Consider the following 19,116-nt stretch of genomic DNA (forward strand, 5'->3'; position numbering starts at 1 on the left):
GAAGGGGGCAAGGGAGATGACGGCAGGCGATTCGGGCGGCGGGGCTCGGGTCAAGTCCGCGGTACGGACCGTTGAACTGCTGGAATACTTTGCCGGCCGGCCCGGCATGCATTCCCTGGCAGCCGTCCAGGAGGCCGTGGGATACCCCAAGTCCAGCCTGTACATGCTCCTGCGCACACTCGTGGAACTGGGCTGGGTGGAAACGGACACCCCCGGCACGCGGTACGGCATCGGGGTACGGGCGTTGCTCGTGGGCACGTCGTACGTCGACGGCGACGAAGTGGTAGCCGCCGCACGCCCGACCCTGGACCGGCTCTCCGACGACACCACGGAGACCATCCATCTGGCCCGCATCGACGGCACCAACGTCGTCTACCTGGCCACCCGCCAGTCCCAGCACCACCTGCGTCCCTTCACCCGTGTCGGGCGCCGGCTCCCCGTCCACTCCACCGCCCTCGGCAAAGCGATCCTGGCCACGTACAGCGATGAGCAGGTGCGCACGCTCCTTCCGGAAACCCTGCCGTCGCTCACCGGGAACACCGCCACCGACCGCGAGAAGCTCATCGCAGAACTGCACCGGGTACGGGAACAGGGCCTCGCGGTCGACCACGAGGAGAACACGCTGGGGCTGCGCTGTTTCGGCGTGGCGATCCCGTACCGCACGCCCGCCCGCGACGCCGTCAGCTGCTCGGTCCCGGTGGCCCGGCTGACCCCCGCCCACGAGCAGATGATCAAGGGGGCGCTGTTCGACGCGCGGGACCGACTGACGATGGCGACTCGCAGGCTCTGAGGGCTGCGGGCCGTAGGCTCTGACTCCATGGAAATCGCGCTGCGAGCCGTACAGGATGACGATCTACCGCTGTTCTTCCGGCAGATGAGCGACCCGGTGGCGGTCCGGATGGCCGCCTTCGGCACCCCGGACCCGGGCGACCGGGAGGCCTTCAACGCCCGGTGGAAACGTCTGCGGTCCTCCTCGGAGGTACTGCGCACCGTCCTGGTCGACGGGCGGGTGGCGGGCAGCGCGGCCGTCTACGGGGAGCCCGGCGAGCGCGAGGTGACGTACTGGATCGACCGCGGGTACTGGGGCCAGGGCGTGGCGACCGCAGCCCTGCGGGCCCTGCTCGCCGAGACACCCGAACGGCCGCTGTACGCGCGGGCGGCGGCCGACAACGCCGCCTCACTGCGGGTGCTGGCCACGTGCGGGTTCCGTGAGACGGCCCGGGCGCACGGATACGCGCACGGTCGTGGCCAGGAGATCGAGGAGGTCGTCCTGGTCCTGGAGGACTGAGCCTGCACCACAGCGCCTCCGCCACACGGCGGAGCCGGGTCGCCCGCGCCCTGGGTCGGCAGGCGCACCAGCCGCGAGCGCGATGTGCCGCGGCACATGGCCGCCGGCCTGACCAACGCCGAGATCGCCCGGCATCTGGGCGTGGGTCCCGCCACGGTCAAGTCGCACGTCGCGGCCGTGCTCGCGGAGACCGGCACCCGGGGCCGGATCCAGGCGGTGATCGCCGCGTACGAGGCCGGATTCCTGCACACACGATGAGCATGTGATGAGAAATCCGGCCGTACGGGAACGACTGCCGCCGTTTGGGTCGTCTTCTCTGCGGGATGAACAAGACGATCAGGCAGGCATCCGTCTTCGCACTGCTGCTCGTGCTCGCCCTGCTGGTCAGGGCGACCTGGGTGCAGTTCTACGACGGCAAGGCCCTCGCGGACGACAACCAAAACCGGCGGAACGCGATCGAGACGTACTCACGGCCGCTCGGAAACATCATCGTGGCCGGGAACGCGATCACCGGTTCGGCCCGGACGAAGGGAAGCGACCTCGCGTACAAGCGCACGTACCGGGACGGCGAGCTCTACGCGGCGGTGACGGGCTACGCCTCGCAGTCCTACGCACCCACCCAGCTGGAGGGCATCTACCAGGACGTGCTCAACGGCACGGACTCCCGGCTGAAGACCGTGATGGACACCATCACGGGGGAGCGCGCCGACCCGGGCAACGTGCTCACCACGATCGACCCGGCGGTGCAGAAGGCGGCGTACCGCGCGCTCGGCGGCAAGAAGGGCGGGGCCGTCGCGATCGACCCAAAGACCGGCAAGATCCTCGCGATGGTCTCGACGCCGTCGTACGACCCCTCCGCGCTCACCGACGCGAACACGGCCGGTGCGGCCTGGAAGCAGTTCAACGCGGACAAGGACAAGCCGCTCACCAACCGTGCGCTGCGCCAGCCGCTGCCGCCGGGTTCAACGTTCAAGCTGGTCGTGGCGGCGGCCGCACTGGAGGACGGGTTGTACAAGAACGTGGACGAACCCACCGACAGCCCCGACCCCTACACCCTGCCGGGTACGGTGCACGAACTGCCGAACGAGAACAAGGCGGCTCCGTGCAAGAACGCCTCGATCCGGGTCGCCCTGCGCTATTCCTGCAACAACGTCTTCGGTCACATGGCCGTGCAACTCGGGCAGGACAAGGTGAAGGCCATGGCCGAGAAGTTCGGATTCAACGACTCCCGGCAGGACGTGCCGGTACGGGCCTACGCCAGCGTGTACCCCTCCGGCATGGACAACGCCCAGACCGCGCTCTCCGGCATCGGCCAGTTCGACGTCACCGCCACCCCGCTGCAGATGGCCATGGTTTCCGCCGCGATAGCCAACGGTGGCACGTTGGTCTCGCCGCACATGGTGTCGCAGATCACCGACAGCGGTGGTGATGTGTTGCAGGACTACGACCACAACGCGAGCAGCAAGGAGATCATCAGTTCCTCGACCGCCGAGCAGCTCCAGTCGGCCATGGAGACGGTGGTCGAGGATGGTACGGGCACGAACGCGCTGATCAACGGAGTGACGGTCGGTGGAAAGACCGGTACAGCCCAGCACGGCGAGAACAACAGCAAGACCCCGTACGCCTGGTTCACCTCCTACGGCAAGTCCGGCAGCAGTGGCAAGGAGGTCGCCGTGGCGGTGATGGTGGAGCAGTCGGACGCGGCCCGGTCGGAGGTCAGCGGCAACGGGCTGGCGGCTCCGGTGGCCCGGGCGATGATGGAGGCGGCGCTGAGGTGAGGTACCCGGCCCCCGCCACGGCACGGTGCTGCCGCCTGCGGGGGCCGGATAACGTTGCTCAGGATCTAGCGCCGGACGTACCGTCGACCGTCAGGACGGTCAGGACGGTCAGGACGGTCAGGAAACGAAGTACGTCGGGTTCGGCAGCTTGTACATGCGGTCGGCGTAACCGCCGTTCAGGTCCGAGTACTGGTCACCGAAGTTGGCGACGATCTCATACCCCAGGTCGCGCTCGATGTGCTTGCGGGTACCGGACTTGTACTGCACGGTCGTGCAGGTCCAGTTGCCCGGCGTGGCGCACTTGCTGAGGTAGGCCGGCGGGTTGGCCTTGTCCTTGAGGAACACGTGGTCGGCGTCGAGGTTCACATCGGCACCGACCTTCTTCAGGTTCTCCACGGCCGCGCTGCGCTGCGCCTCGCTGAGCCCGGAGTTGTAGAAGACCTCGACGCCCTTGGACTCGGCGTACCGCACCAGCTCCGGGCTGCCGAACACGGCCGGACGGTCGGCGCGGTTCACGTAGTCGGCCCAGGTGGTGGGGTTGTACGTGTAGTGGTAACGCTTCTCGTAGTCGAGGCTGAGCAGCAGGGTGTCGTCGATGTCGAAGACAACGGCCGGCTTCTCACCGTGGTGGCGCGCCTTGCGGGCCGCCTTGTTGATGTACCGCTTGGCGGCGGCGTCGATGTGCGCCAGATCCATGGCGTACTGGCTGTCCGGGGACGCCTGGTAGACGCCGTTGCTGTCGGCGGTAGTGCCGTAGTAGGTGTCGATGTCCTTCACCAGCAGCCCGATGTTGTAGGGCTCATGGGTGGAGTTGGCCGTCGACTGATGGGCGGTGGCCGCGCCCGCGCCGTACAGGGCGCTGCCGGCGATGGTGCAAGCGGCGACAACGGCCGCCGCTCTGAGGGACTTCCGCATGGAATCTCCGGATCTGGGGATGAGATTGATGGACCAGGTCACGCATTGTCTACGCGCATCACGCCCGCTATCGCGAGGCCTGTTATCCGATCGATATGCGCATCCTCACCAGAGACATGGACCGCACCGAATCCGGAGTATTTCCTTCCGGTGACTCGGATATGAAGACCCGTTGGATGTGTGGACCCCCTGCGCAAGGCGGCCTCGCCGCCGCGGGCAATTGGGTGCTGACGTCCGGCGCCCACACACCGGCTAGTGCATTTCGTCCCCCCGGTGCGTCCCCGTCGGTGTGCGCCCGATCGGTATGGGTGTAGGTGCGCGCGGATCGCCGCCGCCCCGGGTCGGCCCCGGATTTACGGCATCCTGCCGATCCGGACACGGGCCCCTTAGGCCCACGATGGCGGGGCATGACGACCTTCCGGATCCTGCCCCGGGTGTTGCGGGACCGCGACACGGGGCTGTATCTGACGGGTGTGGTGGTGTCCACTTTCGGCACCTCCTCGATGTGGCTGGCGTCGGGCGTGTGGGGCAAAGACCTCACCGGTTCCAACGGCCTGGCCGCGCTGGGCGTGTTCGCCCTGTCGGCCCCCCTCCCGGCCGGCCCGGTCCTCGGCACGATCGCCGACCGTGTCCGCCGCAGGCCCCTGCTCATCACGGTGAACGCGCTCCTGGCGGCCCTGCTCCTGACGCTCTTCGCCGTGAGCTCCCCCGGCCGCCTGTGGCTGCTGTTCGCCGTGCTGTTCCTGTACGGCGCCGCCGGCGTCATCCACGACGCGGCCGAGTCGGCCCTGGTGACCACTTTGGTCACCCCGAGCCTCCTCGGCGACTTCAACGGATTGCGGACGACCGTCACAGAGGGCATGAAACTCGTCGCCCCGCTGACCGGTGCGGGTCTCTACGCGACCTGCGGCGGCCCAGCAGTGGCCTGCCCTGCGCGCTCATCGCCGCGTTCACCGCCGTGCAGCAGCGGGCTCCCGGCCCGTTGCTCGGCCGGGCCACGGCCACCGCCAGCACACTGGTGTTCGCCCCGAACGCCCTCGGCCTGGCCATCGGGGCCGGACTGGTCGAACTGGCCCACCCCGGACTACTGCTGCCCCTCTACGGCCTCGCGCTGCTCCTCACAGCCGCCTGCCTGGCCCACTCCACGGGCCGCGCGGACTGCGCCTCGCGTACCGCCGCCAGGTCGCCGTCGGACACCAACCCCACCTGATTCAGCCGCAGTTCACTTGACGACGTCCGCCACCCCTCCTTAGCGTTTCCAGGGATGCGAATGCAAACCATGCTTCCGGTCGCCCCAGACCCAAAAGCACGGCCGCTCGACGCCGAGGAGACCGAAGGATGCCCGCCCCCCGCACCGTTCTGCTCACCGGCGCCGCCGGCGGGCTCGGCACTCTGATGCGGTCCCTGCTGCCGGAGTACGGCTACACGCTGCGCCTGTTCGACGCGCGCCCCATCGAGCAGGAACCGGACGCGATCACCGCCGATCTCTCCGACAAGGAGGCGCTGCGGGCGGCGGTACGGGGCGCGGACGCGATCCTGCACCTTGCCGGCATCTCCTTGGAGGCCCCCTTCGAGAAGATCCTCCAGTCGAACATCGAGGGCACCTACAACCTGTACGAGGCAGCCCGCCGCGAGGGCGTGCCCCGGATCGTGTTCGCCTCCTCCAACCACGCCGTCGGCTTCACTCCGACTCCCCGCACAGGCGATCCGCTCATCCCGGTCGACACCCCGCACCGCCCGGACACCTTCTACGGCTTGTCGAAGGCCTTCGGCGAGGACCTCGCCCAGCTCTACTGGGACAAGCACGGCCTAGAGACCGTCTCCGTGCGCATCGGCTCCTGCTTCCCGGAACCGACCAGCGTGCGCATGCTGTCGCTCTGGTTGAGCCCGGCCGACGGCGCGCGTCTGTTCCACGCGGCCCTGACCGCCGAGGACGTCGGCCACACGATCGTCTACGGCTCCTCCGCCAACACGCGCCTGTGGTGGGACCTGACCACCGCGCGGGAACTCGGCTACGAGCCGCTCGACGACTCCGAGCCGTATGCCGGGAAGCTGATCGCCGAACAGGGCGAACCGACCGTGGGGAACCCCGCGCACGGCTATCTGGGCGGACACTTCGTCAACGACCCGCCCATCTGGCCGCGCTGAGCCTCCCCACGGCCCCAGGCACCGCGCACACCCGCGGGCGGACGAGGACGGCGCCGGACCGCTCCGGACCTGCGCAGTCCCGGCCGCCACCGGCGCACCGACGGCGCCGCCGCTTAAGGGAACGGTAAAGCGGCGTCGTTCGTTCACCCGGCATGACAGCTATGACCCCTGGCTCGAACATTCCCCTCTCCACCGCGCGCGTGACGGTGGACGTCGCCGCTCCGGTGCGGCTCGACGTGTCGGGCCTGCTGCTCACCGCCGACGGCAAGGTGCGTTCCGACGACGACTTCATCTTCTACAACCAGCCCGCCGGACCCGGCGTGACCTACCGGTCGGGCGGCGGAGCCGCGCCCGACGCGATCACGGTCGACACCGCCGCCGTCCCGGCGGACATCGACAAGATCGTGGTCACCGCCAGCCCGGACGCGGCCGGCCAGACCTTCCAGGGCATCGAACCGACGGCCACGATCCGTGACGCGGACGGCGGCACGGCGCTGGCCACGTTCACCCCTCCGCAGCTCGGCTCCGAGACCGCGCTGGTGGTCGTGGAGATCTACCGCCGCAACGGCCAGTGGAAGGCCCGTGCGGTGGGCCAGGGGTACGCCAACGGGCTGGCCGGCATCGCCACGGACTTCGGGGTGACGGTGGAGGAGCCGGCCCCCGCCGCCCCGCCGCAGCCGGTCGCGCCGCCGCCACCCGCCATGCAGCCCCCGGTCGCCCCGCCGGTGTCGGCTCCGCAGGCTCCGCCCGCTCCCCCGGTGCCGCCCGCGCCGGCGCCGGGAGCGGGCAAGGTCAGCCTGGACAAGGGCCGGGTCAGCCTGCAGAAGAACCAGACCGTTTCCCTGGTCAAGGGCGGCCGGCCGCTGCTCTCACGGGTGCAGATGGGCCTCGGCTGGGAGCCCGCGTTCCGCGGCAAGGACATCGACCTGGATGCTTCGGTCATCGCCTACGGTCCGCAGCGCAACCACATCGACAGCTGCTACTTCGGCAAGCTGACCATCCTGAATGGGGCGGTCAAGCACTCTGGTGACAATCTGACCGGCGAGGGCGGGGGCGACGACGAGGTGATCGTGGTCGACCTCGGCCGCCTCCCCCAGGAGGTCACCGGCCTGGTCTTCACGGTGAACTCCTTCTCCGGCCAGAAGTTCACGGAGGTCGCCAAGGCGTACTGCCGTCTGGTGGACTCGGCGACGGGCGAGGAACTGGTCCGCTTCGACCTCACCCACGCCGAGCCGAAGACGGGCGTGATGATGGCCAAACTGATCCGTCAGTTCTCCGGCGAGTGGGACATGACGGCGATCGGCGACTTCGTGAAGGCCCGAACGGTACGGAACATGGTGGAGCCGGCCGCGAGGGCTCTGTAGCCGGCCCGGCCGCAGACCCACGGCCGGGCCCTCTGCCGGGGCGTTCGCCGTCACACCGCGATCGCCCCGACCGCGGTGCCGCAGCCCCGCCCGCCCGCGCCCCTGTGGCCCGCCGGGATGCGGGTGTGGGGCGGCTCGACGGCTCGGCCGAGCCGCGGCCCCGGCCCGCCCGGTCACCTGCGATCGTGGCCGGACGGACTGTGCGCGGCGGTGGTTCAGCCGCGCCTCTGCCGCTTCCAGGGCCCCGTGATGGCCAGCATGACGCCCGGTTCCTGGATGTTGGCGAACAGAGTCCCGCCGTCGGGCGAGAAGGTGACGCCGGTGAACTCGCTGTACTCGGGCTCCTGCTCGGTGCCGATGTTCAGCTCGTTGCGGGCGATCGGATAGGTGCGGCCGCTGTCCGTGGCACCGAACAGGTGCTGGATGCCGTCACCGTCCTCGGCGACGACCAGGCCGCCGTACGGTGAGACGGTGATGTTGTCGGGTCCGTCGAAGCCGCCCTCGGCGGACGGGTCGGGGTTCACGCCCAACAACACCTTCAGAGTCAGCGTGCGGCGCCTGGGGTCATAGAACCAGACCTGGCCGTCGTGCTGGACGGGGCTCTCCGCACGCGCGAAGGAGGAGACGATGTAGGCGCCGCCGTCACCCCACCACATGCCCTCCAGCTTGCGGGCGCGGGTGACCTCGCCTTCGGTGAACTGCTTGCGGACGGAGACCTCCCGGGCATCCCGGTCGGGTACCTCCACCCAGTCGACGCCGTAGACCGTGCCGGTCCTGGTGGCACGGGACAGGTCGTCCACGAACCGGCCACCCGAATCGAAGCATCTGAGGGCCGCGAGCACACCCGCGTCGGCGGCGAGGGTGCGCAGACGGCCGCGGCCATGCCGGAAGCCCTCCGGCGGGGTCCAGCGGTAGAGCAGCCCGCTGGGGCCGGAGGCGTCCTCGGTGAGGTAGAGGTGCCCACGCCGGGGATCGACCACGACGGCCTCGTGGGCGTAGCGGCCGAGCGCCTTCACCGGCTCGGGATCACGGTTGGACCGGCGGTCGGTGGGGTCCACCTCGAAGACGTAGCCGTGGTCCTTGGTCATGCCGTTCTGACCGGCCTTGTCCTCGGTCTCCTCGCAGGTCAGCCAGGTGTTCCACGGGGTGGTGCCGCCCGCGCAGTTGGTGGAGGTGCCGGCGATGCCGACCCACTCGGCAACGTGTTCACGGCGAACCTCGACCACCGTGCAGCCACCGGCGGCGGCTGGGTCGTAGACCAGGCCCCCGATGAGCGGCACCGGGTACGTCCAGTTGGCGCGCGGGCCCTTCAGCTCGTGGTTGTTGACCAGGAGGGTGGCGCCGCGGGGGCCGTCGAAGGCGGAGGTGCCGTCGTGGTGGGAGGGGGTGAACTCGCCGGATTCCAGCCTGGTCCTACCGGTGTAGGTGACGATCCGGTACCGGAAGCCTGCGGGCAGGGCCAGGATGCCGTCCGGGTCGGGGATCAGCGGACCGTAGCCGACGCCGTGGTGGCCGTGCGCTGTCACGTCGTCCGCGCCCTCGATGGCGGTCTCGGTGGACGCAAGGGCGTTCGGCGCGCTGGCCAGCGCGCCGACGCTGCCCGCCAGGACGACCCCGGCACCGGTCTTCGCGGAGGTCCTGGCGAAGTCCCTGTGGGTGAGCGACATGGTGTCTCCTGTGACGGTGGGGTGTCGCCAAGGTGGCGGACCTCGGTCCGTCGCACACGCTCCCGTCCCCTTCTGAACGGGAGTTGAACGCCGGCCTACTCCCGAGGTCCCTGTTCGAGAATCCGCCTGCAGCACCCCATGATCGGCACCAGCACCGGCCGTGTCGCCCCCTCAACCCCCGCGCTGCGAGCGGGCCTTGAAAGCGGCCTTCCGGGCCTCCTTGGCCACCCTCTTGTCCGGGTGCAGCCGCCCCATCGCCTCCAGTACGTCCGCGGTGGCCGGGTGGTCCACCCGCCACGCCGCCGCGAAGAAACCGCTGTGCTGCTCGGCCAGCCCCTCGACCAGTGCCTGGAGTTCCTCGGAGTTCCCCTCGGCCTGAAGCTGTGCTGCGACTGTGTCGACGGTCAGCCAGAACACCAGTTCCTCCGAGGGTGCCGGCACTCCGGCGGCACCCCGTTCACTCAGCCACACCCGGGCGAGCCCGCCCAGCTCGGGATCGTCGAGGACGTCCCGCACCGCGGGCTCGGCCTCCTCGCCCACCAATGACAGCGCCTGCTGACAGCGCAGTCGCCGTAGCGGAGCACCCGTGTCCGCGCCTCGTGCCGCGGTCAGCAACTCTTCTGCCGCCACCGGAGGTTCACGGCGAGCGAGCCACTGCTCGGTCTCGGCCCAGGCGGCGGACTGACCGAAGTGCGCCATTCCATCGAGCAGCACGTCCGCCCCCTTGTCGGCGAGTTCACCGACGGCGGGCGCCGCGAATCCAGCCTCCAGCAGCCGCGCCCGGAGTCCGTACACGCCGAGTGGAGTGAGCCGGACCATGCCGTAGCGGGAGACGTCGGCGTCGTCCACCGGCGCGGGTTCCCCGACGGAATCCCCGGTGTCCGCCATCAGGGCCTCGTCCACCGGCTGGTACTCCACGAGTCCGACCGGCTCCAGCATGCGGAACTGGTCATCGAGCCGCATCATCGCGTCGGAGACCTGTTCCAGGACGTCGTTGGTGGGTTCGCCCATGCCGTCGGGGACGATCATCGAGGCGGCGAGGGCGGGCAACGGTACCGGTTCGCCGGCGGGGACGTCTTCACTCACGGTCAGCAGATAGAGGTTGCCGAGGACACCGTCGAGGAACTCCGCCTCGGCCTCCTGGTCCCAGTCGAGTGACGAGAAATCGATCTCCCCCTCCTCGCCCAGGGTGTCAACCAGACCGTCCAGGTCGGGCACGCTCGCGTCGGCCAGCACAACCTCCAAGGCGGCGAGCCATACCTCGAGCACGTCGTGCGGGGAGCCACCGGTGAGCAGGGCGAGGTCCTCCCCCGCCCGTACGGTGCCGGCTTCCTCGTCCGCGATCTCGACCAGGCCTGCGTCCAGGGCGACCCGCCACGCTTCGCTCGCGTACGCGGCGGCGTCGGTGCCGGTCAGCCCGAGCAGTCCGGCGGCAGCCGGCAGCTGCTCCTCGACGAGCCCACCGCCGGCGTCCACACGGGTGTCGGGCCCGACCCAGCGGGCGAGGCGGGCAGCTCGGGAGAGCAGGGGCGTGGACAGCGCGGCGCGCGCCAGCTCCGCTTCGGGGTGCAGCCGCGCGGGCGGCAGGGGGGAGCTGTCTGACATCGGCTGGTTCTCCTCGGACCGTGAACGGACTCAGCCGCTCAGCCTAGACGGATTTACACCCATGCCGCCCGGTTCATCTCCTCGTCAGCTCCCGTACATGGCCGAAACCTTGACAACTCCCGCCCGTAGGCAGGAGATTGACGCGCGTAGAGGTTCGGGGGACAACTGTTCACTCGGCTCTACGCGTGTCACAGAGGGCTACCAACCCCGCACGCTCCCGTTCCACTCCTCGTCCCGGCGTTCACGCACGTCCCCGGAGGGATACCTTGCCGAGCAGGTCTTCTGCGCGCCTCGCCGCGCTCACCGTCGCCGCTGTCTGCAGCGCGGCGTCCACCGTCGTCCTCACCTCGCCCGCGCACGCCGACTCGGTGCGCATCCATGACATCCAGGGCACGACCCGAATATCGCCGCTGGCCGGGCAGAACGTGACCGACGTCCCCGGCATCGTCACGGCCACGCGCACCTACGGCTCCTCCAAGGGCTTCTGGTTGCAGGATCCGAACCCGGACGACAACCCGGCGACCAGTGAAGGCGTGTTCGTCTACACCGGCTCCAAGCCGAAGGTCGCGGTCGGCGACTCGGTGACGGTGTCCGGCAGGGTCTCCGAGTACGTCCCGGGCGGCACTTCCTCCGGCAACCAGTCAGTAACGGAGATCACCAGACCGGCCGTCACCACCGTCTCCACGGGCAACGCGGTCCCGGCACCGGTGGTCATCGACAGGAACTCGGTGCCGGACGCCTACGCCCCGCAGGGCGACACCGCCGCCAGCGGCTCGATCAACGGGCTGCCGCTGGAACCGTCCACGTACGCCCTGGACTACTTCGAGTCCCTGGAGGGCATGAACGTCCAGGTCGCCGACGCCCGCGTGGTCACCGCGAGCAACCGCTACAGCGAGCTGTGGGTCACGGTGAAGCCGTGGGAGCACCGCAACCGCCGCGGCGGCACGGTCTACGGCTCCTACAACTCCCAGAACACCGGTCGGCTGCAGATCCAGTCGCTGGGCTCCACCGCCGACTTCCCGAAGGCGAACGTCGGCGACACCCTCCAGGGCGCCACCACCGGCCCGCTGGACTACAACCAGTTCGGCGGCTACACCCTGGTCGCGAACGAACTCGGCTCGCTCAAGAGCGGCGGGCTGAAGCGGGAGACCACCAAAAAGCAGAGCTGCCGCCAGCTGGCGGTGGCGACGTACAACGTCGAGAACCTCGACCCGTCCGACGACACCTTCGACGCGCACGCCGCCGCGATCGTGAACAACCTGCAGTCGCCGGACATCCTGTCCCTGGAGGAGATCCAGGACAACAACGGCGCCACGAACGACGGCACGGTTGACGCGAGCGCGACCGTGAACAAACTGATCGACGCGATCGTCGCGGCCGGCGGCCCGAAGTACGACTGGCGCTCGATCAACCCGGTCAACGACCAGGACGGCGGCCAGCCCGGCGGCAACATCCGCAACGTGTTCCTGTTCAACCCGAAGCGAGTGTCCTTCGTGGACCGTCCGGGCGGCGACTCCACCACCTCGGTCGGCGTCACCAAGGTGCGCGGCAAGGCCGCTCTGACGGTCTCCCCCGGCCGCATCGATCCGACGAACGCGGCCTGGGAGGACAGCCGCAAGCCGCTGGCCGGCGAATTCCGCTTCCACGGCAAGACGGTCTTCGTGATCTCCAACCACCTCGACTCCAAGGGCGGTGACCAGAGCCTGACCTCGCAGTACCAGCCGCCGGTACGCAAGTCGGAGATCCAGCGCCACGCACAGGCGACCGAGGTGAACGCCTTCGTCAAGGACATCTTGTCGGTCCAGAAGAACGCGCGCGTCATCGCGCTCGGCGACATGAACGACTTCGAGTTCTCCGAGACCGCGAAGATCCTCGAAGGGCACGGCGAACTGTGGTCAGCCATCAAGTCGCTGCCCAGGAGTGAGCGTTACACCTACGACTACCAGGGCAACGAGCAGGTCCTGGACCAAATCCTGGTCAGCCCGGCGATCCGGCACCACGGCCACCTCAAGTACGACAGCGTGCACATCAACTCGGAGTTCAACGACCAGATCAGCGACCACGATCCGCAGGTGCTGCGGTTCCGGCCGTAGGCCCGCGCCCGGTCCGGGGCCGGCTGGACACTCGATTCAGCCGGCCCCACCGGCCCGCGCCCCATCCGCGGTCAGTGGTGTCGGTGGCGTAGGACACCCATGGTGACAACGGCGGCGCCCGCGGCGCCCACGGCCATCAGGGGACGCGGATGGCGGAGCGCGGCCCGGGTGAGACTGCGCACAGGCTGCGGGGCGTGCTGCTCGACGACGTGTCCGGCGCCCTGTACGGCGTGTCCGGCCTGCGCCACCGTGCTCTGTGCCGCATGGCCGGCCCTGGCGGCGCCGCCCCGGACTGCATGTCCCGCCCTGGTGGCCGTGCCCTGCACCGCGTGACCGGCTTTGGCCACCCCGTCCTGCACCGCGTGTCCCGTGCCAGCCGCCCGCAACTGTACGGTCATGGCTCCGGCCTTGTCCCTCACGTCAGCGGCCCTGGCCAGCGCCCGGGATGTCACGTCCGCCCTGCCCATCAGCTGGGCAACCGTGTCACCGAGCCGGCTCCTGGTCCGCTCGATCTGCTGCCGCAGTTCGTCGGGGCCCTTGGCACCCGAACCGTGCGGGGTCCTGTGTGTCATCGCCGTGCCCTTTCCCTGATCACGTCCCGCCTGAGGGTCTGCCGGGCGAGCCATTCGGCGGCCCGGATGCCGAGTTCGCCCGTGCAGCGGTGCCCTTCACCCGGGGCCGTGCCTGCCAGGTGACGGTCACGGTGTTCCGTCCCTTCTGCGCGCGAAGCATCCAGGCACCACCCGGCCCCGGAGCCCCTCAGCCGTCTTCTCCTTCCCCACCACCGCGCTCCCCCAGGCGCGTGAGTTGGGTCTGGAACCAGTCCAGGCGCGCCTGCAACAGAGCGGCTTCCGCGGCGAGTTCCGGTACACCCGGCTCGGCGCCGGCCGCCGGCTGGGCAGTCGGGGCAGGACCCGTGCCGCCACCTCCCGCCACCACCTGCAGCCCCTCCCCGGCCAGCCGGGCGAATCCGGCGAGCGGGACGGAGGTGGGCCCGTGCCCGCACCTCGTGCAGACGGGGACCAGGGCCCGCCAGCCGGGTCTGCCCCAGCCGGCGTCGGCGAGCGCGACGGCGGAGCCTCCACAGGTGCACGGCCCCACCGTCGCCGCGCGCACCCGCTGCCGGGCGTAACGGAAGCCGCGCTCGAATCGGATGTAGGCGCCGAGCACGGAGACCTGGAGCAGGGCCGCCATGCGGTGCTCGGCGGTGCACAACAGGGCCGCAGCGGCCGTACGGTCGTGGACGCAGTAGAAGCCGCAGTCACACAGACGCGCAGGCGGGCGATGCCTACGACCGTAGAGGCAGCAGGCGTTGTCAAGCACGCCGTACGGCAGCGCACCGCCCAGCGAGACACCGGCGAACCCGGCCCTGATGCCGTCCTGGGACAGCATCAGGTGAGCGATCTTGTATCCGGTCGGCGGCTCCGTCGGGCGTTCCGCGGGGAGCCGCAGCCTCATCGGACGGCCGGAACCTCTTCGCGGGCCGACTCGGCCGGTTCAGCGGGTTCGGCCGGCCCGGTGTGGACGATCTCCTCGGGGACCTGCGCTTCTTCTTCGTGGACGAGCGGCCGCTCTTCGGCGACCCCGGTGGCCAGTGCCTTGCCTAGCTTCATGGCGCCTCCCATGACCTGAGGTCGGTACCCCTCCTGCCATAGTGACGCATTACGCACCAAGGTGGACACAGGGCCTTCGATCACCCTCGGACGCATCAGCAGAACTTATCGATACCCCATAGAAAAATTAAGTAGAGCTATACCAATCTGGTGTCGAGACTGCTTCCATGACGAGCACACGCAAGCCCGCACCACCCTTCGGTCGCACGCTCTGCGCCATGATCACGCCCTTCACTGAGGCCGGCGCTCTGGATCTGGACGGGGCCCAGAACCTGGCGGCGCGGCTGGTGACGCAGGGCTGTGACGGCCTGGTCCTCAGCGGCACCACGGGCGAGTCGCCCACCACCACGGACACCGAGAAGACAGCGCTGATCGCGGCCGTCCGGGCGGCGGTGGACGACCGGACCACGCTCGTCGCGGGCGTGGGTACGTCCGACACCCGGCACACGGTCGAACGGGCCCTCGCGGCCGGCGAGGCGGGCGCCAACGGCGTCCTGGTGGTGACGCCGTACTACAGCAGGCCGCCGCAGGAGGCCGTGGCCGCCCACTTCCTCGCCGTCGCCGACGCGAGCACCCTGCCGGTGATGGTCTACGACATTCCGGGCCGCACCGGCACCCGGATCGAACCGGACACGATGATCCGTCTCGCGGAACACCCGCGGGTCGTGGCCGTCAAGGACTGTTCCTACGATTTCCTCGGCACCCAACGGGTGCTCGCGCACACGGAGCTGGCGTACTACGCGGGGTGCGATGAGCACGTGCTCCCCCTGTACGCGGTCGGCGCGGCCGGCTGCGTGAGTACGGTCGCGAACGCCGTACCCGGTCACATCGCCGCGATCCTCGACGCCTTCGACCGTGGCGACACCGCCCAGGCGGCCGAACTGCAGCTGAAGGCAACGCCATTGATCGGGGCAATGACGGAGGCCGGGCTGCCGGGCACGGTCACCGCGAAGGCCCTGCTGTCCCGGCTCGGGCTGCCCGCCGGCCCGGTGCGCGCACCCTTGCTGCCCGCCGGGCAGGAGGCGGCCGACGAGCTGCTGGCGCACTACGAGCGGCTGGCGGCGGACCCACCCGCCCTGCCCTGATCACCGCTCACGGCCGCGGCGGCCCCGTGAACCTGGCGGAAGGGCGGTCACCGGTGACGACCGCCGTTCACCGTCGGCAACTCGGCAGCAGGCCGAGGCGGGGTCCGTGGGCAGCCGCAGGTCACGGCCGCCGTCCGTCAGTTGTGGCTGTGCAGGATGTCGTTCAGGCCACCCCAGACCGCGTTGTTCGGACGGGCCTCGACCACACCGGTGACCGAGTTGCGGCGGAAGAGGATGTTGGAGGCACCGTTCAGCTCGCGGGCCTTGACGATCTGCCCGTCGGGCATGGTGACCCGGGTACCCGCGGTGATGTACAGGCCGGCCTCGACCACGCACTCGTCGCCGAGCGCGATACCGACGCCCGCCTCGGCGCCGATCAGGCAGCGCTCACCGATGGAGATGATCACGTTGCCACCACCGGACAGGGTGCCCATGGTGGACGCGCCGCCGCCGATGTCCGAGCCGTCGCCGACCACGACACCCGCGGAGATCCGGCCCTCGACCATGGAGGTGCCGAGGGTGCCGGCGTTGAAGTTGACGAATCCCTCGTGCATGACCGTGGTGCCCGCGGCGAGGTGCGCGCCCAACCGGACCCGGTCGGCGTCGGCGATGCGCACGCCCTTGGGGACGACGTAGTCCGTCATGCGCGGGAACTTGTCGATCGACGTCACCTGCAGGTGCAGGCCTTCGGAGCGGGCGTTCAGCCGCACCTTCTCGATGTCGTCCACGGCGACCGGGCCCAGCGAGGTCCAGGCGACGTTGGCGAGGTGGCCGAAGACGCCGTCCAGGCTCTGTCCGTGCGGCTTGACCAGTCGGTGCGAGAGCAGGTGCAGACGGAGGTAGGCGTCGTGCGCGTCGATCGGCTTCTCGTCCAGGGAGGCGATGACCGTGCGCACCGCGACCACCTCGACGCCCCGGCGGCTGTCCGGGCCGATCGCCGCGGACGCGCCGCTGCCCAGCAGTTCTACCGCCTGCTCAGCGGTCAGCCGCTCGGTGCCGGCCGGACCGGGCTCCGCGACCAGTTCGGGAGCCGGGAACCAGGTGTCGAGAACGGAACCGTCGGAGGCGATCGTGGCGAGGCCGGCGGCAACGGCGCCGGTGACACGGGAAGCAGAGTCGGTCATGGGAGAAAACCTAACGTGGGTGGGGTCACCGAAGCCAACCGATCCCAGGCCGTCTCGCCTGCCGGTCGAACGCGCCGGTCAGGGCGTCACCCTGACCGGCGCGTCTCGCGGGTGTGCGCCCGGACGACCACCACCCGGGTACATACGCGAGGCCCACCGCGAGACCGATGGTGTCCGCCGGGACGCCGCCGGCGTCCACGACACCGGTTCAGTGCGGCGCCCCGCCCAGGTTCAGGACCACGACCCCAGTGATGATCAGCAGGATCCCGGCGAGCCTGGTCGTGCTCATTCCCTCCCCGAACAGCAGCAGACCGAGGACGGCCACAGCCGCTGTGCCCGCACCGGACCAGATCGCGTACGCCGTCCCGATCTGCACGGTCTTCAGCGTGCGGGCAAGCAGCACGAAGGAGACGAGGTAGCCCACGGCCGTCACGAGCGAGGGCCAGAGCCTGCTGAATCCAAAGCTGTACTTCATCGCCGTCGTCGCGGTGACCTCGGCGGCAATGGCGCCGACGAGCAACAAGTAGCCCATGTGTACGAGCGTACACAACGAGGCTCGCGGGCGTGCGCGAACTGAAAATCCGCCTTTCGTGGCATGCGCTCACGGAAACACCCTCCGGCCGCCCCCGGCTCCATTACTGTGCGGCCCCACGGCATCACGTCTGCCTCACGTTTTGTTCACCCGACCCTCACGCCCCCGGCTCCCCGGGCGGCGGCGGAGAACCACGTATGCCTGAAAACACCCCCCGCTCCCCACAGCACGAGTCCCGGGACAGAGGCTGGACGCCTGACGGCACCGGGGCCCTTCCAACCCGGAAGCTCTGGGCCGGCGCCCTGGCCCTGGCAGCCGTCGCCGCCGGGCTGGCCGCGGCTGCTCTGCACGACAGGGGCCCCGGACCGAAGGCGGCCCCGGCCGCGGCCGGAACACCGACGGACGACGGCTCCGGCACGCCTTCCTCCGCCTCATCGCCGTCAGGCACGGCCGCCCCGCCGAAGGGCCGGAACGGCATACCCTCGCCCGTGTCTCGTACGGGGGCCGCCTCCCGCGTCGCAGGCACCGGCGAGCCGCGACCCGACGCCTCCAAGGCCGCAGCGCAACAGGGAACTTCCTCGAATCCGGCCGCACTTCACCGGTCCGTCCGCTCCCTCAACCGCCCCGACCGCTACTGGCAGACCAACGGCGGCGACCTGAAGCTCGGTCCGGCCACCTCACCCGCCGCCCGCAGCGCGGCCACCTTCAGTCTGGTCAAGGGCCTGGCGAAGAGCGGCTGCTACTCGTTCGAAACGGCGGACGGCGACTACCTGCGCCACCGGAACGGCCTGCTGCACGCCGAACACGACGACGGCTCACGGCTGTTCGAGCAGGACGCCACCTTCTGCCCACGTCCGTCCTCCTTCACCGGAGCGACCATGCTGGAGTCGCTCAACCGGCCCGGCCGCTTTCTGCGCCACCAGGATTCCCGGCTGGTTCTGGATCCGTACCAGAACACCGACCTCTACCGGGCCGACTCGGCGTTCCTCCTGGTCGACGGGCTCGCCTGAGCACCCGGGAGGTCCGGGCGCCCGGAGCCCCAGGCGTACGGAAGGGGGCCATGGCATCCCGCCACGGCCCCCTTCACGGGCTCTTCCTCAGACGTTGAAACCGAGCGCCCGAAGCTGCTCGCGCCCGTCGTCCGTGATCTTGTCCGGACCCCACGGCGGCATCCAGACCCAGTTGATCCGCAGTTCGTTGACGAGACCGTCGGTGGCGGACTTGGCCTGGTCCTCGATGACGTCCGTCAGCGGGCAGGCCGCCGAGGTCAGGGTCATGTCGATGGTCGCCACGTTGGAGTCGTCGACGTGGATGCCGTAGATCAGGCCGAGGTTGACGACGTCGATGCCCAGCTCGGGGTCGACCACGTCCATCAGGGCCTCGCGGAGTTCCTCCTCCGAGGCCGGCTTCGTCTCAACGGTGTCGGTCATGCCGTCTTCCTTTCGGCGTCGGCGCCACCGAGCGCCTGGGCCGTCGCGTCCTTCCACGCCATCCAGCTGAGGAGGGCGCACTTAACCCGGGCGGGGTACTTGGAGACACCGGCGAACGCGACCGCGTCCTCCAGGACGTCCTCCATCGCGTCGTCCGGTTCGATCTTGCCCTTGGACTGCATCAGCTCCAGGAAGGTCTCCTGGATCTTCTGTGCCTCGGCCAGGTCCTTGCCGACGAGGAGGTCGTTCAGCACCGAGGCGGAGGCCTGGCTGATGGAGCAGCCCTGACCCTCGTACGAGACGTCCTCGATCCTGGTGCCGTCGTACTTCACACGGAGGGTGATCTCGTCGCCGCACGTCGGGTTCACGTGGTGCACCTCGGCGTCGCCATCCCTCAGACCACGCCCGTGCGGGTTCTTGTAGTGGTCCAGGATGACTTCCTGGTACATCGAGTCCAGCTTCACCTTTTCAGCA

18 protein-coding genes and 2 pseudogenes are annotated in these 19,116 nt (G+C 69.7%); 10 read left to right on the plus strand and 10 right to left on the minus strand.

All coding sequences use genetic code 11. From position 1 onward, the window contains the following. Positions 1-16: 16 nt before the first annotated feature. The 4 genes and pseudogenes from LK06_RS06365 (at position 17) to LK06_RS06380 (ending at position 3,066) form a co-directional block, all read left to right on the plus strand. Positions 17-790 (plus strand): IclR family transcriptional regulator, encoded by a 774-nt coding sequence (locus tag LK06_RS06365; RefSeq protein WP_043432872.1) that lies wholly within the window; start codon positions 17-19, stop codon positions 788-790. A gap of 27 nt (positions 791-817) precedes the next feature. Beyond that, positions 818-1,288 carry a GNAT family N-acetyltransferase gene (locus LK06_RS06370; RefSeq protein WP_043432870.1) on the plus strand — a complete coding sequence of 157 codons (471 nt, stop codon included), beginning with the start codon at positions 818-820 and terminating at the stop codon, positions 1,286-1,288. 39 nt (positions 1,289-1,327) lie between these two features. Continuing rightward, positions 1,328-1,546, plus strand: a pseudogene (locus LK06_RS06375) (response regulator transcription factor); the annotation flags it as partial. 65 nt (positions 1,547-1,611) lie between these two features. Then, positions 1,612-3,066 carry a peptidoglycan D,D-transpeptidase FtsI family protein gene (locus LK06_RS06380; protein WP_043432867.1) on the plus strand — a complete coding sequence of 485 codons (1,455 nt, stop codon included), beginning with the start codon at positions 1,612-1,614 and terminating at the stop codon, positions 3,064-3,066. Between the two features lie 117 nt (positions 3,067-3,183). On the opposite strand, the gene LK06_RS06385 is transcribed toward LK06_RS06380, so the two are convergent. Then, positions 3,184-3,981 (minus strand): HAD family acid phosphatase, encoded by a 798-nt coding sequence (locus LK06_RS06385; protein ID WP_039655335.1) that lies wholly within the window; start codon positions 3,979-3,981, stop codon positions 3,184-3,186. 407 nt (positions 3,982-4,388) lie between these two features. Here LK06_RS06385 and LK06_RS06390 point away from each other — a divergent pair. From LK06_RS06390 to LK06_RS06400, 3 genes and pseudogenes are all read left to right on the plus strand, one after another. Beyond that, positions 4,389-5,191 (plus strand): annotated as a pseudogene (locus tag LK06_RS06390) (MFS transporter). Between the two features lie 128 nt (positions 5,192-5,319). Beyond that, entirely contained in the window at positions 5,320-6,129 is an 810-nt protein-coding gene (locus tag LK06_RS06395) for an NAD-dependent epimerase/dehydratase family protein (RefSeq protein ID WP_039655338.1), read from the plus strand. A 161-nt stretch (positions 6,130-6,290) separates the two neighbouring features. Beyond that, positions 6,291-7,493, plus strand: a complete 1,203-nt coding sequence (locus LK06_RS06400) for a TerD family protein (protein WP_039655339.1) — start codon at positions 6,291-6,293, stop codon at positions 7,491-7,493. A gap of 215 nt (positions 7,494-7,708) precedes the next feature. Here the strand turns inward: LK06_RS06400 and LK06_RS06405 are convergent, their stop codons facing one another. Together LK06_RS06405 and LK06_RS06410 are read right to left on the minus strand one after the other, a co-directional pair. After that, entirely contained in the window at positions 7,709-9,160 is a 1,452-nt protein-coding gene (locus tag LK06_RS06405; RefSeq protein ID WP_039655341.1) for an alkaline phosphatase PhoX, read from the minus strand. Between the two features lie 171 nt (positions 9,161-9,331). Then, complete coding sequence (locus LK06_RS06410) at positions 9,332-10,765, minus strand: hypothetical protein (RefSeq protein WP_043432864.1); 1,434 nt, start codon at positions 10,763-10,765, stop codon at positions 9,332-9,334. A 266-nt stretch (positions 10,766-11,031) separates the two neighbouring features. Between LK06_RS06410 and LK06_RS06415 the strand changes: the two genes are divergently transcribed. Further along, positions 11,032-12,858: an endonuclease/exonuclease/phosphatase family protein gene (locus LK06_RS06415; RefSeq protein ID WP_043408750.1), complete on the plus strand. Its 1,827-nt coding sequence runs from the start codon at positions 11,032-11,034 to the stop codon at positions 12,856-12,858. A 71-nt stretch (positions 12,859-12,929) separates the two neighbouring features. On the opposite strand, the gene LK06_RS06420 is transcribed toward LK06_RS06415, so the two are convergent. The 3 genes from LK06_RS06420 to LK06_RS33670 all read right to left on the minus strand — a co-directional run bounded on the left by LK06_RS06420 (position 12,930) and on the right by LK06_RS33670 (position 14,471). Continuing rightward, positions 12,930-13,430 (minus strand): DUF3618 domain-containing protein, encoded by a 501-nt coding sequence (locus LK06_RS06420; RefSeq protein ID WP_039655344.1) that lies wholly within the window; start codon positions 13,428-13,430, stop codon positions 12,930-12,932. A gap of 187 nt (positions 13,431-13,617) precedes the next feature. Next, a complete protein-coding gene (locus tag LK06_RS06425) occupies positions 13,618-14,316 on the minus strand; it encodes a hypothetical protein (protein ID WP_039655345.1) in 699 nt (232 codons plus the stop codon). Continuing rightward, entirely contained in the window at positions 14,313-14,471 is a 159-nt protein-coding gene (locus LK06_RS33670; protein ID WP_167747936.1) for a hypothetical protein, read from the minus strand. Before LK06_RS33670 ends, LK06_RS06425 begins: the two co-directional genes overlap by 4 nt. A 167-nt stretch (positions 14,472-14,638) precedes the next feature. On the opposite strand from LK06_RS33670, the gene dapA reads away from it, so the two are divergent. Further along, positions 14,639-15,556 (plus strand): 4-hydroxy-tetrahydrodipicolinate synthase, encoded by a 918-nt coding sequence (gene dapA / locus LK06_RS06430; protein WP_043408743.1) that lies wholly within the window; start codon positions 14,639-14,641, stop codon positions 15,554-15,556. 137 nt (positions 15,557-15,693) lie between these two features. On the opposite strand, the gene dapD is transcribed toward dapA, so the two are convergent. Both dapD and LK06_RS06440 read right to left on the minus strand, forming a co-directional pair. Continuing rightward, positions 15,694-16,680: a 2,3,4,5-tetrahydropyridine-2,6-dicarboxylate N-succinyltransferase gene (dapD, locus tag LK06_RS06435; protein WP_039655347.1), complete on the minus strand. Its 987-nt coding sequence runs from the start codon at positions 16,678-16,680 to the stop codon at positions 15,694-15,696. 208 nt (positions 16,681-16,888) lie between these two features. Next, complete coding sequence (locus LK06_RS06440) at positions 16,889-17,212, minus strand: DMT family transporter (RefSeq protein ID WP_043408739.1); 324 nt, start codon at positions 17,210-17,212, stop codon at positions 16,889-16,891. Positions 17,213-17,700: 488 nt separating this feature from the next. Here LK06_RS06440 and LK06_RS34225 point away from each other — a divergent pair, with 488 nt between their 5' ends. Continuing rightward, positions 17,701-18,222: an AbfB domain-containing protein gene (locus LK06_RS34225; protein WP_234367370.1), complete on the plus strand. Its 522-nt coding sequence runs from the start codon at positions 17,701-17,703 to the stop codon at positions 18,220-18,222. Between the two features lie 87 nt (positions 18,223-18,309). Here the strand turns inward: LK06_RS34225 and LK06_RS06450 are convergent, their stop codons facing one another. Then, entirely contained in the window at positions 18,310-18,642 is a 333-nt protein-coding gene (locus tag LK06_RS06450; RefSeq protein WP_039655350.1) for a metal-sulfur cluster assembly factor, read from the minus strand. After that, positions 18,639-19,106 (minus strand): Fe-S cluster assembly sulfur transfer protein SufU, encoded by a 468-nt coding sequence (gene sufU, locus LK06_RS06455; RefSeq protein ID WP_039655351.1) that lies wholly within the window; start codon positions 19,104-19,106, stop codon positions 18,639-18,641. Before sufU ends, LK06_RS06450 begins: the two co-directional genes overlap by 4 nt. Between the last annotated feature and the right edge of the window lie 10 nt (positions 19,107-19,116).

The organism is Streptomyces pluripotens, from assembly GCF_000802245.2.
GTDB classification, from domain to species: Bacteria; Actinomycetota; Actinomycetes; order Streptomycetales; family Streptomycetaceae; genus Streptomyces; species Streptomyces pluripotens.